The 14,880-nt window shown below is 72.3% G+C and carries 16 protein-coding genes, 1 pseudogene and 1 riboswitch; of the genes and pseudogenes, 10 read left to right on the top strand and 7 right to left on the bottom strand.

Annotation, left to right across the window (positions count from 1 at the left end; translation table 11 throughout):
- Nucleotides 1-149: 149 nt before the first annotated feature.
- Nucleotides 150-1,277 (top strand): 8-amino-7-oxononanoate synthase, encoded by a 1,128-nt coding sequence (locus AMK11_RS30570; RefSeq protein WP_073731342.1) that lies wholly within the window; start codon nt 150-152, stop codon nt 1,275-1,277.
- 42 nt (nt 1,278-1,319) lie between these two features.
- Here the strand turns inward: AMK11_RS30570 and AMK11_RS30565 are convergent, their stop codons facing one another.
- Together AMK11_RS30565 and AMK11_RS30560 are read right to left on the bottom strand one after the other, a co-directional pair.
- Entirely contained in the window at nt 1,320-1,574 is a 255-nt protein-coding gene (locus tag AMK11_RS30565) for a DUF397 domain-containing protein (RefSeq protein ID WP_073731341.1), read from the bottom strand.
- A 9-nt stretch (nt 1,575-1,583) separates the two neighbouring features.
- Entirely contained in the window at nt 1,584-2,447 is an 864-nt protein-coding gene (locus tag AMK11_RS30560; RefSeq protein WP_073731340.1) for a helix-turn-helix domain-containing protein, read from the bottom strand.
- A gap of 214 nt (nt 2,448-2,661) precedes the next feature.
- Between AMK11_RS30560 and AMK11_RS30555 the strand changes: the two genes are divergently transcribed.
- Complete coding sequence (locus AMK11_RS30555; protein ID WP_073731339.1) at nt 2,662-3,156, top strand: ATP-binding protein; 495 nt, start codon at nt 2,662-2,664, stop codon at nt 3,154-3,156.
- A gap of 81 nt (nt 3,157-3,237) precedes the next feature.
- Here the strand turns inward: AMK11_RS30555 and AMK11_RS30550 are convergent, their stop codons facing one another.
- The 3 genes and pseudogenes from AMK11_RS30550 to AMK11_RS30540 all read right to left on the bottom strand — a co-directional run bounded on the left by AMK11_RS30550 (nt 3,238) and on the right by AMK11_RS30540 (nt 5,553).
- Entirely contained in the window at nt 3,238-3,711 is a 474-nt protein-coding gene (locus tag AMK11_RS30550) for a C40 family peptidase (RefSeq protein ID WP_073731338.1), read from the bottom strand.
- Between the two features lie 3 nt (nt 3,712-3,714).
- Nucleotides 3,715-3,859: riboswitch (cyclic di-AMP (ydaO/yuaA leader) on the bottom strand.
- Between the two features lie 370 nt (nt 3,860-4,229).
- A pseudogene (locus AMK11_RS38810) lies at nt 4,230-4,489 on the bottom strand (hypothetical protein).
- A gap of 74 nt (nt 4,490-4,563) precedes the next feature.
- A complete protein-coding gene (locus AMK11_RS30540) occupies nt 4,564-5,553 on the bottom strand; it encodes an ABC transporter permease (protein WP_073731337.1) in 990 nt (329 codons plus the stop codon).
- A 103-nt stretch (nt 5,554-5,656) separates the two neighbouring features.
- On the opposite strand from AMK11_RS30540, the gene AMK11_RS30535 reads away from it, so the two are divergent.
- The 8 genes from AMK11_RS30535 to AMK11_RS30500 all read left to right on the top strand — a co-directional run bounded on the left by AMK11_RS30535 (nt 5,657) and on the right by AMK11_RS30500 (nt 12,820).
- On the top strand, nt 5,657-6,310 hold the full coding sequence (locus AMK11_RS30535) for a TetR/AcrR family transcriptional regulator (protein WP_073731336.1): 654 nt from the start codon (nt 5,657-5,659) through the stop codon (nt 6,308-6,310).
- 164 nt (nt 6,311-6,474) lie between these two features.
- Nucleotides 6,475-6,777, top strand: a complete 303-nt coding sequence (locus AMK11_RS30530) for an urease subunit gamma (protein WP_073731335.1) — start codon at nt 6,475-6,477, stop codon at nt 6,775-6,777.
- Between the two features lie 14 nt (nt 6,778-6,791).
- On the top strand, nt 6,792-7,103 hold the full coding sequence (locus tag AMK11_RS30525) for an urease subunit beta (protein ID WP_073731334.1): 312 nt from the start codon (nt 6,792-6,794) through the stop codon (nt 7,101-7,103).
- Nucleotides 7,096-8,817, top strand: a complete 1,722-nt coding sequence (locus AMK11_RS30520; RefSeq protein WP_073731333.1) for an urease subunit alpha — start codon at nt 7,096-7,098, stop codon at nt 8,815-8,817. Before AMK11_RS30525 ends, AMK11_RS30520 begins: the two co-directional genes overlap by 8 nt.
- 8 nt (nt 8,818-8,825) lie before the next feature.
- Nucleotides 8,826-9,500, top strand: coding sequence for an urease accessory protein UreF (locus tag AMK11_RS30515; protein WP_073731332.1), 675 nt, complete (start codon nt 8,826-8,828; stop codon nt 9,498-9,500).
- Nucleotides 9,501-9,646: 146 nt separating this feature from the next.
- The gene (gene ureG, locus AMK11_RS30510; RefSeq protein ID WP_073731331.1) at nt 9,647-10,321 is read left to right on the top strand and encodes an urease accessory protein UreG; all 675 of its coding nucleotides are present in this window, start codon (nt 9,647-9,649) and stop codon (nt 10,319-10,321) included.
- The gene (locus AMK11_RS30505) at nt 10,309-11,079 is read left to right on the top strand and encodes an urease accessory protein UreD (protein ID WP_073731330.1); all 771 of its coding nucleotides are present in this window, start codon (nt 10,309-10,311) and stop codon (nt 11,077-11,079) included. The genes ureG and AMK11_RS30505 overlap by 13 nt, the downstream gene beginning before the upstream one ends.
- A 127-nt stretch (nt 11,080-11,206) precedes the next feature.
- Nucleotides 11,207-12,820, top strand: a complete 1,614-nt coding sequence (locus tag AMK11_RS30500; RefSeq protein WP_073731329.1) for an alpha/beta hydrolase — start codon at nt 11,207-11,209, stop codon at nt 12,818-12,820.
- A gap of 58 nt (nt 12,821-12,878) precedes the next feature.
- On the opposite strand, the gene AMK11_RS30495 is transcribed toward AMK11_RS30500, so the two are convergent.
- Entirely contained in the window at nt 12,879-13,913 is a 1,035-nt protein-coding gene (locus AMK11_RS30495; RefSeq protein ID WP_198941497.1) for an NAD-dependent epimerase/dehydratase family protein, read from the bottom strand.
- A gap of 76 nt (nt 13,914-13,989) precedes the next feature.
- Complete coding sequence (locus AMK11_RS30490) at nt 13,990-14,712, bottom strand: lysophospholipid acyltransferase family protein (protein ID WP_073731327.1); 723 nt, start codon at nt 14,710-14,712, stop codon at nt 13,990-13,992.
- Between the last annotated feature and the right edge of the window lie 168 nt (nt 14,713-14,880).

Here is a 14,880-nt window from a genome sequence, read left to right as displayed (position 1 = left end):
AGAGCCGATCCTGTCCTAAGGGGCCGCCCGGGGCCAAGGAGAGTTTGCACAACACTGACAGATCACCGTGTGGGTATTGCCACACCTCGCGGGGGTGGCGGTACGGCTATCGTCTGTCCATTGCCTACAAAACCCCGGAGGGCTCACCCATGGCGTTCGGCTGGATCGACGAGCAGGCCCGGGCGCGTCGCCGGGCGGGCCTCGTCCGGATTCTGCGCCCCCGTCCGGCCGACTCGCCGCTGCTGGACCTGGCGAGCAACGACTACCTCGGACTGGCCCGGCACCCGGAGGTCACCGAGGGGGCGGCGCGGGCCGCGCGGAGCTGGGGCGCCGGCGCGACGGGCTCCCGGCTGGTGACCGGCACGACCGAACTGCACGCCGAACTCGAACGCGAACTGGCCGACTTCTGCGGCTTCGAGGCCGCCCTCGTCTTCTCCTCCGGCTACGCGGCCAACCTCGCCGCGGTCACCGCCCTGGCCCCGCACGGCTCCCTCGTCGTCTCCGACGCGGGCAACCACGCCTCCCTGATCGACGGCTGCCGCCTGGCGCGCGGCACGACCCAGGTCGTGGGACACGCCGACCCGGACGCCGTGCGCAAGGCGCTGGCGACGCACGACGGTCCCGCGGTCACGGTGTCCGACACGGTCTTCTCGGTCGACGGTGACGCGGCGCCACTGGCCGCGCTCGCCGGGGCCTGCCGCGAGTACGGGGCCGGGCTGGTCGTCGACGACGCGCACGGTCTCGGTGTCCTCGGCGAGGGCGGCCGGGGCGCCGCGCACGCGGCGGGCCTCGCGGGCGCCGACGACGTCGTCGTGACGGTGACGCTCTCCAAGTCGCTCGGCAGTCAGGGCGGTGCCGTGCTCGGGCCCGCCCGGGTGATCGAGCATCTGGTCAACGCGGCCAGGACGTTCATCTTCGACACCGGTCTCGCCCCCGCGGCGGCGGGCGGGGCGCTGGCGGCGCTGACGCTGCTGCGCCGCGAGCCCGAACGGGCGGCGCGGGCGCGGGCGGTGGCGGCCGGACTGCACGCACGCCTGACCGCAGAGGGGCATTCCGCGGTACGTCCGGACGCCGCGGTCGTCTCGGTGCGCGCCCCCTCCCCGGAGGGGGCCGTACGGTGGGCGGCCGACTGCCGTGCGGCCGGCCTGGCCGTGGGCTGCTTCCGTCCTCCTTCCGTGCCCGACGGCGTCTCACGGCTCAGGCTGACCGCTCGTGCGGACCTCTCCGGGGAACAGATCGAACGCGCTGTACGGGTCATCGGCGGAACGCGACCATGAGTCGGCGTGACACGGCCGTGCGCCGACCGACGACCGACCGGATCAGTGGCGGTGGACCGAGGCGGTGAACGACGCCCAGCTCCCGGGGGAGAAGAGCAGCGCGGGTCCGGCCGGGTCCTTGGAGTCGCGCACGGCGAGCAGTCCGGCCCAGGGGCCGGCCGACGGCCGGGCCGTCTCCACACAGTTGTTCGCCCCGGTGCTGTAGCTGCTGCGCAGCCAGCGCGCGCCGGGCAACTCGGTACTGACGGGGATGTTCCGCACACGTGCCGTCGCGGTTCCTGACGTGGTGCCTGACATGGTGCCTCCTTACGCGCCCGCCGCGGTCGCGGCGATGAAGTCCAACGAGTCCTCGGGCGAAAGGGCATGAACCAGAAGGGCGTTGAAGGCCTCGGTGTAGGCCTCTAGGTCTTCTTTCCGTTCGAGATGCAGGCTACTCGTCAAGTGGTCGAGAACAACCACGTCGAGATCAGAAGTGCTCGAAAAAGAGAAGATTACGAAAGGGCCGGTGACACCGATGTGCGCCCCGGCGGCGAACGGCAGTACCCGGAGCCGGACATGGGGCAGGCGCGCGGCCTCGACCAGCCGCTCCAGCTGACGGGCCATGACACCCGGTCCGCCGACCTCGCGGCGCAGCACCGCCTCGTCCAGGACCGCGCTCAGCCGGAGCGGCGGCTCGGCCCGCAGCACGTCCTGCCGGGCCAGCCGGACCTCCACCAACGTGTCCAGCCGTTCCTCCGGCAGTCCGTCCGCCGCGGCGCGCGTCACCGCGCGGGCGTACTCCGGCGTCTGCAGCAGGCCGGGGACCACCGTGGTCTCCAGGGTGCGCATCGCGCTCGCCTGGGACTCCAGGCTGATGAAGTCCCGGTAGGTCGGCGGGAGTACTCCGCGATAAGCGTGCCACCAGTCGTTCCGGCCGCCGCCCTGCCCGTCGGTGCCGGCCAGCACCACCAGCAGTTCCCGCAGCTGGGCGTCGTCCACGCCGTAGGCGTCCAGCAGTAACCGCACGTCGGCCGGTTTCGCCCCGCTCGTGCCGGTCTCGATCCGGCTGACCTTCGACTGGTGCCAGCCCACGAGGCGGGCCGCCTCACCGCTGGTGATCCCCGCCGACGTGCGCAGGGCGCGCAGTTCGGCGCCCAGCTTCCGACGGCGCACCACGGGACCGTGCTGCATGGGCCACTCCTCTACTCCCTATGAGTCGCCCGAATACGCTCTGCCGTCGCAGAGTTCACCGCATCGAGCGACAGATATATGCATATCTTGGTGGATCGCCGCTCATCACCGCCCCGGTGATGGCACTCTGACGGCGAAGCACCAGTCCGGGACCGTACTCGAACCATCCGCTCCGTGTCGGGCTGCGGTCCCGTGGGAAAGGGACGACGTCGCCATGGCAGACCATCTGGAAGCATCCGTCACTCTGCCGAGCGATCCGGCCTCGGTGGCCGCCGCGCGGACCTACGTGGTCGGCACACTGGCGGAGTGGGGCCTGCCGGCGGAGGCGGAGGTGTCCGAGACCGTCCGGCTCATCGTCTCGGAGCTGGCGACCAACGCGGTCCAGCACACCTTCGGCCAGTCGCCCACCTTCACGGTGGACCTGGCGCTCGACCGCGACGAGCGGCTGCGCATCGGCGTCACCGACAGCCATCCGCGCTTCCCCAAACGCCTGCCGGCCGCCGTCCAGCAGGACAACGGCCGGGGCATGGTGATCATTCGCTGGCTGACGGCGGAGTGCGGCGGCAAGCTGAGGGTGCGCCCCACGCGGGAGGGGGGCAAGACCATCTCCATCGAACTTCCCTGGACGCCGCCGGACCGCGCGGTCGCGCCCGAACCGGCCGCGGTCGCGGGACAGGGCACGGGCACCCAGGAGCAACCCCGGCGGTGACGCGGACATCCGGCACCGCGCGCATCCGGCACCCGGGACGGGTGACGGCGGATCAGTACACCGTCACCCGTCCCGGGCGGGCTACTTGACCCGGCCGTACCAGACGCTGCCGGTCCAGATCTTCTGCAGGCGCACCACGTCCCCGGTCTTCGGGGCGTGCCAGATCTTGCCCTTACCGGCGTAGATGCCGACGTGGTAGACACTGCGGCCCGAATGGAAGAAGACCAGGTCACCGGCCTTGCGGTTCTTGGCCGAGACATGCCTGGTCTTGTTGTACTGCTGGGCCGCCGTGCGCGGCAGCTTCTTGCCGGCCTTCTTGAACGAATACAGCGTCAGCCCCGAGCAGTCGAACCTGTGTGGGCCGACGGCACCCCATTTGTACGGTGAACCCTTCTTGGAAGCCGCGATCTTGAGCGCCTTGGTGGCGTGGCTCGCCGCGGCCGCCTCGGAGGCGACGCCGGGAACCACGACGGAGCCGCCCACGGCGGCGAGGGTGAGAGCGGAGGCCGTACCGGCACGGGCCATCAGCGACGGGACTCGATTGAGCGCAGACATGCGCAACCCTTCGTCAGCCGCCTGTGAAGGATGACCTGTCGGATTCGGGCTGGCGAAGTTGCCCGGCCGCACGGGTGCGGCTTCACCCCAAGGGCTGCTCGGCGCGGCGTCCTCCTCCCGGAGACGGCCGTACCGGCGACCCGTCGTGCTCGGGTCCTCCACTCCTGCCGATCCACTCCTGTCGACCGGTCGTCCGGACGGCGGCAGGACTCGGCGTCCGCCCGGACCGCCCCGCCGCTGCGGCGGGGGCTTGTCGTCAGTCACGGATCTTGTCCCGCCCGGTGGGAAAATCCCAACGGAACGTGCCCTTTGTGTTGTTACTCACCACTCATCCGTTCGGGTGGGCGGCGCTCCGTTCGGCTCCTCGTCCAGCGTGGTGACGAAGCCGGGACCAGCGGCGGAGTGAGTCCTTCCGGCGCCGGGGCACGCGGCCCGCGCAACCCCGGAGGCCCGGAAATCCGAGGTGTTCCTACGCCGAAAGGGGGTACGCCGTTTGGTCCGTTTCGACGCCGCGTTCCTCAACTGCCGTGAGCCGGCGGAAGGCTGACCCATGCCGTACGCCGTTCCGCCCCGCCCCCCCCGGTGCATGACCGCGAGCGCGTCGCGCAGGGCGCTCGCCTTGCCCACCAGCGCCTGGGCGGCGCGCAGCGCGGTAGGTCTCGCCGTCCAGCGCCGGGTTGATGCGGCCGAGCAGGTTCAGGACGTCCAGGTAACGGTCGATCAGCTCTCCCTCGGCGCGGGTGAGGGCGGGCAGCGCAGGCGGTTCCGGTGGCAGCATCGGCGGCTCACCTCGCGCCGGGCACGATCCGGTCGTGGTGCGGGACGTGCGCGGCCGGCGGGTGGCCCGGCGTCTCAGGAGACGGGGGCCGGCGCCGGCGCCTGGTCCCGTGCCGGGGTCGCACCGCGGGTGCGCCGCCGCAGGGCACCGCCCACCAGGACCGCCCCCAGGCCCAGCAGCGCCCACCAGGCGAGGGTCAGCGCGGGGCCGGTGGCCGCCGCGCCGTCGAAGAACGACACCGAGCGCAGCAGCGAGGCGCCCGCACCCGGCGGCAGCCACTGCCCGATCGCCCCGGCCGGCTCCGGCAGCATCTCCGGCGCCGAGGAAGCCGCCGAGAAGGGGTTGCCCAGGAGCATCATCACCGCTCCGCCCAGCGCGAGACCCGCGCGGCCGAGCAGTGCCGCCAGTCCGGCGACGCCCGCGCCCACAGCCAGGGTCGACAGCACGAACACCCCGGCCACGGTCCACCAGTCACCGGTGACCGCCCCGAGCCAGCTGTGCGCGATCGCCGCCGCGACCAGTCCGGTCAGGGCCGCCGCGCCGACCAGTGCCAGGGCCGCGCGCAGGCCCCGCAGCCCCAGCAGGGTCGCCACCGCGCCGGTCGCGATCCCGGCCAGCGCCAGCGGCAGCACACTCGCGCTCAGTGCCGCGCCGCGCGGATCCGCGCCGGGTGCGGGCACCACGTCGGCGACCTGGACGGCGGCCCCCGTGGCGGACGCCTGCTCGGTCACCGCCTGCCGCAGCGACTGCGCGACGGCCGGACTCGCGGCGGACGCGGTGAGCAGCTTCACGCCGTCGCCGTCGGTCACCACCGCGCCGTACACGGTCCGGTCCTCGACGGCGTCGCGGGCCGCGGCCTCGTCGGCATAGCGGTGGAGCTCGAAGGCGCCCTCGCGCTGGGCGAGCCGCTGCTCGACCTGCGCGACCGCGGCGGGCGGCCCCGCCACGCCGAGTGGCAGATCGCGCGGTGCCGTACGGGAGGCCGGCCACGCGAAGGCCCACAGGGCCAGGGAGACCAGCACGGGGACCAGGACGATCACGGCGATCAGTCGACGCGTGTCCATGAGGACTCCTCAAAAAGAAGGATCGTTCGTTTTGACTGTGTCTCCACCGTGCGACCGTCGGGCCTTCTTGTCAAGAAGGAACGTTCGTTTTAAGTTGGGTGTCATGGCTCGCGTATCCCAGGAACACCTCGACGCCCGCCGCCGGCAGATCCTCGACGGCGCCGCGCTCTGCTTCGCCCGCAACGGCTTCCACGCCACGTCGATGCAGGACGTGCTGAAGGAGGTCGACCTCTCGGCGGGAGCCGTCTACCGCTACTTCAGCGGCAAGGAGGAGTTGATCGAGGCCATCGTCGCCGAGGTGCTGGGCGCCATCCGGGACGTGTACGAGCGGGCGGCGCAGGAGGACCCGCCGGCCATGCCCGACGAGCTCATCGCCCGCACCCTGGCGCACATGGCGCGGGAGCGGCCGGCGCTGACGGACGACGGTCGGTGGCTGTTCCCGCGCCTCATGATCCAGGCCTGGACCGAGACGCTGCGCAACGAGACGCTCTCCGCCCTGCTGGACGAGGGCTTCGCCAAGGTCCTCGCGTCCTGGGCCAAGGTCGTCGTCCGCTACCAGGAAGCGGGCATGATGCGCGACGACGTCGACCCGGACGCCGTGGCCCGGACGCTGATGGCGACGGTCCAGGGCTTCGGGGCCCAGTACGCGCTGTTCGGCAGCTTCTCCCCGGAGGCTCTCCAGGCAGGCGTGCGAGGGCTGTTGAGCATGCGAGAGACCACCGACGGCACCGGTAATCAGTCGGTCAAGAAAGCGTGACGCGGCAGAAACACTCTAGCCCTACTCTCCACCCCGATCCACCTGCGGTTTTTGAACACCGGCGTGTGCATTCCAGCGCATTCATGTGTGTTACATCTAGAGCCGTCGCGGTGGACGCGGCAGCCGGACGTCCGGTCCTGGCGTCATGCCCTGTGAGGTGGTAAATGCAACTGACCCCGCACGAGCAGGAGAGACTGCTCATCCATGTGGCCGCGGACGTGGCCGAGAAGCGCCGCGCACGAGGCGTGAAACTCAACCATCCCGAGGTGGTCGCCCTGATCACCTCGCACATCCTCGAAGGTGCCCGGGACGGCCGCACGGTCGGTGAACTCATGGCCTCCGGACGCAAGCTGATCCAGCGCGACGAGGTCATGGACGGGATCCCCGAGATGATCCACGACGTGCAGGTCGAAGCCACTTTCCCCGACGGCACCAAGCTGGTCACCGTCCACGATCCGATCATCTGACGGGGACGGCAGCCATGATTCCCGGAGAGATCCTCTTCGCCGACGAGCCGGTCGCGTTCAACGAGGGACGCCCGAGCGTCCGCCTGACCGTGCTCAACACCGCCGACCGGCCCGTCCAGGTCGGCTCCCACTACCACTTCGCCGAGGCCAACCCCGGTCTCGGCTTCGACCGCGCCGCGGCCCGCGGCAAGCGGCTGAACATCGCCGCCGGCACCGCCGTCCGCTTCGAGCCCGGCATCCCGGTCGACGTGGAGCTCGTGCCCCTCGCCGGCGTCCGCGTCGTCCCGGGACTGCGCGGCGAGACCGGAGGTGCCCTCGATGCCTGAGCTTTCCCGTACCGCCTACGCCGACCTGTTCGGCCCGACCACCGGCGACCGCGTCCGCCTGGCCGACACCGACCTCCTCGTCGAGATCGAGGAGGACCGCTCCGGCGGCCCCGGCCGCTCCGGCGACGAGGCCGTGTTCGGCGGCGGCAAGGTGCTGCGCGAGTCCATGGGCCAGTCCCGTGCCACCCGCGCCGACGGCGCCCCCGACACCGTTGTCACCGGCGCCGTGATCATCGACCACTGGGGCGTCGTCAAGGCCGACATCGGCATCCGCGACGGCCGGATCACCGGCATCGGCAAGGCCGGCAACCCCGAAACCATGGACGGCGTCCACCCCGACCTCGTCATCGGCCCCGAGACGGAGGTCATCGCGGGCAACGGCAAGATCGTCACCGCGGGCGGCATCGACACGCACGTCCACTTCATCTCGCCGGTCGCCGTCGACGAGGCGCTCGCCTCCGGCATCACCACGCTCATCGGCGGCGGCACGGGCCCCGCCGAGGGCAGCAAGGCGACGACCGTCACCCCCGGCTCCTGGCACCTCGCGCGGATGTTCGCCGCCCTGGAGTCCAGCCCCGTCAACATCGGCTTCCTGGGCAAGGGCAGCACCATGTCCAAGGAGTCCATGCGCGACCAACTGCGCGCCGGCATCCTCGGCTTCAAGATCCACGAGGACTGGGGCGCGACTCCGGCGGTGATCTCCGCCTGCCTGGACGTGTGCGAGGAGTCCGGCGTCCAGCTCGCCGTCCACACCGACACCCTGAACGAGGCGGGCTTCGTCGGCGACACCTTCGACGCGGTCGCGGGCCGCACCCTGCACGCCTTCCACGTCGAGGGGGCCGGCGGCGGCCACGCACCTGACATGATCACGGCGGTGTCGCTGCCCAACATGCTGCCGGCGTCCACCAATCCGACCCGGCCGCACACCGTCAACACCGTCGAGGAACACCTCGACATGCTGATGGTCTGCCACCACCTGAACCCGGCGGTCCCCGAGGACCTGGCCTTCGCCGAGTCCCGCATCCGGCCCACCACCATCGCGGCCGAGGACGTCCTGCACGACATGGGGGCGATCTCCATCATGTCGTCGGACGCCCAGGCCATGGGCCGCATCGGCGAGGTGATCCTGCGCACCTGGCAGACGGCGCACGTGATGAAGCGGCGGCGAGGCTTCCTGCCGGGTGACAGCCGCGCCGACAACCTGCGCGCGCGTCGATATGTCGCCAAGTACACCATCAACCCCGCCGTGGCCCAGGGCATCGAGCACGAGGTCGGCTCCGTGGAGACCGGCAAGCTGGCCGACCTGGTGCTGTGGGAGCCGAGGTTCTTCGGCGCGAAGCCGCAGCTGGTGCTCAAGGGCGGGCAGATCGCGTACGCACAGGTGGGCGACGCCAACGCCTCCATCCCGACCCCGCAGCCGATCCTGCCGCGCCCCATGTTCGGGGCGCAGGGCACGGCGCCGGCCGCCAACTCGGTGGCCTTCGTGGCCGAGGCGGCCATCGAGGACGGACTGCCGGACCGCCTGGGCATCGGACGGGAGCTGGTACCCATCCGGTCCACCCGGGGCCGCACCAAGGCGGACATGCGGCAGAACGACGCCCTGCCGCGCGTCGAGGTCGCCGCGGACTCCTTCGCGGTGACCATCGACGGCGAGCTCGTCGAACCCGCACCCGTCGCCGAACTGCCGCTCGCGCAGCGGTACTTCCTCTTCTGAGCGGCGACATGAGCCGCGCAGCACTGCTCGTCCTCGCGGACGGTCGCTTCCCCGCCGGAGGGCACGCCCACTCCGGCGGGGCGGAGGCCGCCGTCCGGGCGGGACACATCACCGACGCCGCGAGCCTGGAGGAGTTCTGCCGGGGGCGGCTGCACACGAGCGGGGCCGTCGCGGCATCGCTCGCGGCGGCCGCGTCCCTCGGCGTCGACCCCGGCGAACTCGACCTCGCCGCGGACGCCCGCACACCGTCGCCCGCCCTGCGGGTGGCGGCGCGCAGACTCGGGCGGCAGCTGATGCGGGCCGCTCGCACCACCTGGCCGCATCCGGAACTCGACGCGCTGGCGCGGAGGTTCCCCAAGGGCGCCCACCAGCCCGTCGTCCTCGGGCTGACGGCCCGCGCGGCCGGGCTCGGGCCGCTGGACGCGGGGTACTGCTCCGCCTACGAGGGAGTGAGCGGGCCGGCGACGGCCGTCGTACGGCTGCTCTCCCTCGACCCGTTCGACGCGACCGGCGTACTCGCGCGGCTCGCGCCCGACCTCGACCGGGTGGCGCGGGACGCCGTGGAGGCGGGGCGGGCGGCCGTGACCGAAGGGGTCGACGTGCTGCCCGCGCGGTCCGCGCCGCTGCTGGAGGCCGGGGCGGAGGCGCATGCCGCTTGGGCTGTGCGGTTGTTCGCCTCGTAGAGGCGGCTTCTTCGCCCCCGCCGCCCCTTCCCTTCCCTACCCCAGGGGGCTCCGCCCCCTGGACCCCCCGTCGGCCTGAACGGCCTCGTCCTCAAACGCCGGACGGGCTGGATCGGCCGGCCTCAGATTTCATAGGAGCCGTAATCGTGCATCTTGGTGATCACCACGCCACCCCCGCCGTCTCCGCCGACGCCCACCGGGCCGACGGGAGCCGCCGGGCCCTGCGGATCGGGCTCGGCGGGCCGGTCGGGTCGGGCAAGACCGCGACCGTCGCCGCGCTCTGCCGGGCGCTGCGCGAGGAGCTGTCCCTCGCCGTCGTCACCAACGACATCTACACCCGCGAGGACGCCGAGTTCCTGCTCCGCGAGGCCGTGCTGCCGCCGGAGCGGATCAGCGCCGTCGAGACCGGCGCCTGCCCGCACACCGCGATCCGGGACGACATCTCCGCCAACCTCGAAGCGGTGGAGGACCTGGAGGAGGAGGTCGGCCCGCTGGACCTGGTCCTGGTCGAGTCCGGCGGCGACAATCTCACCGCCACCTTCTCCAAGGGCCTCGTCGACGCCCAGATCTTCGTGATCGACGTGGCCGGCGGCGACGACATCCCGCGCAAGGGCGGGCCCGGTGTCAGCACCGCCGACCTGCTGATCGTCAACAAGACCGACCTCGCGCCGTACGTCGGCTCCGACCTCGCCCGGATGGCGGCCGACGCGAAGGCGCAGCGCGGTGAACTGCCGGTGATCCTCCAGTCGCTGCGCGGTGCGGACGGTGTCCGTGACGTCGCCGGCTGGGTACGGGGCCGGATCGCCGCGTGGACCGCGTGACCACCCCGGGCGGCGTCCGGGCGCGGGCGCGCATCCTCGCCCGGGGCGACGGGCGGGGCGGCACCGTCCTGCCCGTCCTGGAGGGCGAGGGGCCGCTCGCGGTGCGGCGGACCCGGGGGAGCGGCGCCGAGGCCCACGTCATGCTGGTCGGCGCGATGAGCGGGCCGCTCGGCGGCGACCACTTCGAGGTGGCCGCCGAGGCTGCCCCGGGCGCCCGGCTCCGGGTCGGCTCGGCCGCCGCCACCCTCGCACTGCCGGGCCAGGACAAGGCCGGTGCCCGGTACGACGTACGGCTCACCGTCGGGGAGAATGCCGAGCTGCGCTGGCTGCCCGAGCAGTTGATCTCCGCACGGGGCAGCGAGCTGGCCGTCGCCACCCGCGTGGACATCGCCGCCGGCGGACGGCTGCTGCTGCGCGAGGAACAGGTGCTCGGGCGGTCCGGCGAGGAACCCGGACGGCTCGGCAGCCGTCTCACCGTACGGGTCGCCGGCCGGTGCGTACTCGACCAGGAGCTGGCCTGCGGGCCCGGCGCCCCGGGCGGCTGGGACGGACCGGCCGGGCTGGCGGGGCGCCGTGCCGTCGGTCAGCTGGTCGTCGTACGGCCGGAGTTCGCTGCCGAGCCGGCGCGGGCGCACGCCTTCGCGCAGGGGGCGGCAGTGATGCCGCTCGCCGGGCCCGCCGCGCTGGTGACGGCCGTGGCGCCGGACGGACTGCGGCTCAGGCGGCTGCTGGAGGAAGGGCTGGCCTCGCTGGGCTGAGGCCCGGTGACCGAACATTCATATCCGTTTATCGGATTGGCAAAGAACTAGTACTGAGTCTGTTCTCAGGGAACGTACAGCCGCGAGGATCCCCGTACTTGTCGCGAACACGTACGGGGAGGTCCACTTGAGGAAGAGCAGACTGGGGCGGAGGACGGCGGCGCTCGGTTCGGCCGGAGCGCTCGTCACCGCCACGCTGATAGCCGGCGCCCTCGCGGCGCCCGCCGCGAGCGCCGCTCCGTCCGCCGGCCAGGGACACGGGAAGGGCTGGGACCGTGAGGCCTGGGGCACCGCCCTCGCCGCGGCCCGCGCCGCGAGGGCAGGTGTCGACTGGCAGGACTGCCCGGCCGACTGGAACCTGCCGAAGCCGATCCAGTGCGGGTACGTCACGGTGCCGCTCGACTACGCCAAGCCGTTCGGCAGGCAGATCGAGATCGCCGTCGACCGCATCGGCAACACCGGCACGAAGGCCGAGCGGCAGGGCGCGCTCATCTACAACCCCGGCGGTCCCGGCGGCTCCGGTCTGCGCTTCCCGGCCCGCGTGACCGGCAAGAGCAAGGTGTGGGCGAAGACGGCCGAGGCCTACGACTTCGTCGGCTTCGACCCGCGCGGCGTCGGCAAGTCCACGCCCATCTCCTGCGTCGACCCGCAGGAGTTCGTCAAGGCGCCCAAGATGGACCCCGTGCCCGACTCCGAGGCCGACAAGCGCGCCCAGCGCAAGCTCGCCCGCGAGTACGCCGAGGGCTGCTACGAGCGCAGCGGCTGGATGCTGCCGCACATGACCACGCCGAACACCGCACGCGACCTCGACGTCGTCCGCGCCGCGCTCGGCGAGAAGAAGCTCAACTACCTCGGCGTCTCCTACGGGACCTACCTCGGCGCGGTCTACGGCACGCTCTTCCCGGACCACGTGCGCCGCATGGTCGTCGACAGCGTCGTCAACCCGTCCCGCGACAAGATCTGGTACCAGGCCAACCTCGACCAGGACGTCGCCTTCGAGAAGCGCTGGAAGGACTGGCAGGACTGGGTCGCCGAGAACGACGCGGCCTTCCACCTCGGCGACACCCGCGCCGAGGTCCAGGAGCAGTGGCTGAAGCTGCGCGCCACCGCCGAGAAGGAGCCCCTCGGCGGCGTCGTCGGCCCGGCCGAGCTGATCTCCTTCTTCCAGAGCGCCCCGTACTACGACTCGGCGTGGGTGCCGGTCGCGACGATCTTCAGCAAGTACGTCGCGGGCGACACCCAGGCCCTGATCGACGCCGCCTCCCCCGACCCGTCCGACACCGCGGGCAACGCCGCCGCGGAGAACGGCAACGCCGTCTACACCGCCGTCGAGTGCGCCGACGCCAAGTGGCCCACCAACTGGCGCAAGTGGGACCGGGACAACACCCGGCTGCACCGCGACCACCCGTTCATGACCTGGGCCAACGCCTGGATGAACCTGCCGTGCGCCACCTGGCCGGTCAAGCAGCACACCCCGGTGAACGTCAAGACCGGCAAGGGACTCCCGCCGGTGCTGATCGTCCAGTCCGAGCGGGACGCGGCCACCCCGTACGCGGGCGCCGTCGAACTGCACAAGCGGTTCGAGGGATCGCGCCTGATCACCGAGCGGGACGCCGGCTCGCACGGTGTGACCGGGCTGGTCAACCCGTGCATCAACGACCGGGTGGACACCTACCTGCTCACCGGGAAGCTGGACGCCAGGGACGTGACCTGCGCCCCGCACGCCACGCCCAAGCCGTAAGGAACACGACGCGCGACGGGGGAGGGGCGGCCGGACCGGCCGCCCCTCCCCCGTCGCGTCAGTCCTGCCGCGCCGCCAGCCAGGTGTCCTCCGCCGCGTAGTCGAAGATGTCGCCGTAGTTCCGGAACATCTTGGGGAACGCCTCCCGCCAGTCCCGTCCGGCCAGTTGCTCCTCGATGAAGGCGACCGTCTCCGGGAGGGTCTCGGCGTACCGGACCACCGGGCGGTAGCCCAGCTGCCGCCGCGCCTCGGTCATGTCGCACACGACCGGCGCGGGCACCGTCCACGGCGTGTCACCCACACCGTCCGCCGCCGGCGGGCCGTCCAGCAGGACGTCCTCGGTCTCCACGCCCATCACCGCGTCGATCGCCGCCGCGATCTCGGCCACCGTCGGCGCGTCGGGGTCCACGGCGTTCAGGACGCGGGTTCCGGGGCGCGGCGCGGCCAGCCGGATCAGCTCGGCGATGTTGTGCACGCTCGCCGGGTGGAAGCGGCTCGCCCCGCCGTGGGACAGGACGCGCCGCCGCCGTCCGTCGAGGTCGCGCTTCACGAAGTACAGCTCGCGCGGGGTGCGGCAGTACGGCCCGTGGACCGCGCCCGCGCGCAGCACCGTGACCGGCAGCCGGTCGCCCGCCGCGAGGAGCTCCCGCTCCAGCGCCGCCTTGCGGGTGCTGTACGAGGTGTCGCCCGGACGGACCGTGCGCTGCTCCTCGGTCACCGGCACCGGGTACCGGGGGAAGCCGTCCGGTTCGGCCTGCGTGTCGAAGTTGCGGCCCTTGTCGTCCTCGTAGACCGACACGCTGGAGATCACCACGGCGGAGCCGACCCGCCCCGCGAGCGACACCAGTTGCCGCGCGTGGCCCTCCCCGAAGGCCACCATGTCCACCAGTACGTCACAGCCGTCGCCGACCGCCGCCGACAGGGCCGCGTCGTCCTCCCGGTCGGCCCGCGCCACACGCACGTCCTCGGGCCAGCCCGCGTCCCGGTCGCCGCCCCGCGAGACGGCCGTCACCTCCCAGCCGTCCCGGGCCAGCGCACCCACGGCCACCCGTCCGATCTGTCCCGTCGCTCCGAGCACCACAGCATGTGTCATACGGTGACCGTAGGCGCAGATTCGGCCGCCCGGCACGCGCTTCTGCCGACGGCAGACAGCGGGTTCCCGCGATGCCCTAACGGAGCGGCCGCCGCGGGAACCTGGGTCCCTTCGCCGCCCTCTCGGCCTCCTCGGCCTTGACGTCGGCCGCGTACCGGTCGACGTACTCCTGGCCGGACAGCGACATGATCGCGTACAGGATCTCGTCGGTGACGGCGCGCAGCACGGCCTTCTCGCCCTCCATGCCGGCGTAGCGGGAGAAGTCCAGCGGCTCGCCGAACCGGATCACCACGGGGTGCAGCCTGGGGATCCTGCGGCCCGGGGGCTGCGCCTCGAACGTGCCGATCATCGCGCAGGGCACCACCGGCACCCCGGCCCTGAGCGCCATCACCGCCACTCCGACCTTGCCCTTGTAGAGCCGGCCGTCGTGCGAGCGGGTGCCCTCCGGATAGATGCCGAGCAGTTCGTCCTTGCCCAGGACGCCGAGGCCCTCGCGGATCGCGGCCTGTCCCGCCTCCTTGCCGGAGCGGTCGACGGGGATCTGCCCGGCGCTGCGGAAGAAGAACGCGGTCAGCCGGCCCTTGAGGCCCGGGCCGGTGAAGTACTCGGCCTTGGCGAGGAAGGTGATGCGGCGCCTGAGTACCGCGGGCATCAGGAAGTGGTCCGAGAAGGAAAGGTGGTTGCCCGCGACGATCGCGGCCCCCGACGCGGGCACGTGGTCCAGGCCCTCGATCCGGGGGCGGAAGACGACCCTCAGCAGCGGGCCCAGCAGCACGTACTTGAGCACGTAGTAGAACACGGTGTGTCTCCCACTCTCCCGGTAGGCACGGCCACTGACGGCAGCCACGGCACGGCCCCGCGCCGGACGTCCGCGTCCGGTGATCGATCGTAGCCCGGACCGCGCCGGCCGGACCGGGAACGTCCGGCCGGAAACGGTCCGGCCGCTCTTCGGCCAACCCGATTGACG

Origin of the sequence: Streptomyces sp. CB02414 (assembly GCF_001905385.1) — a bacterium.
Lineage (GTDB): Bacteria > Actinomycetota > Actinomycetes > Streptomycetales > Streptomycetaceae > Streptomyces.
The sequence above is the reverse complement of the archived record's forward strand: the minus strand, read 5'-3'. Positions and strand labels throughout refer to the sequence as shown.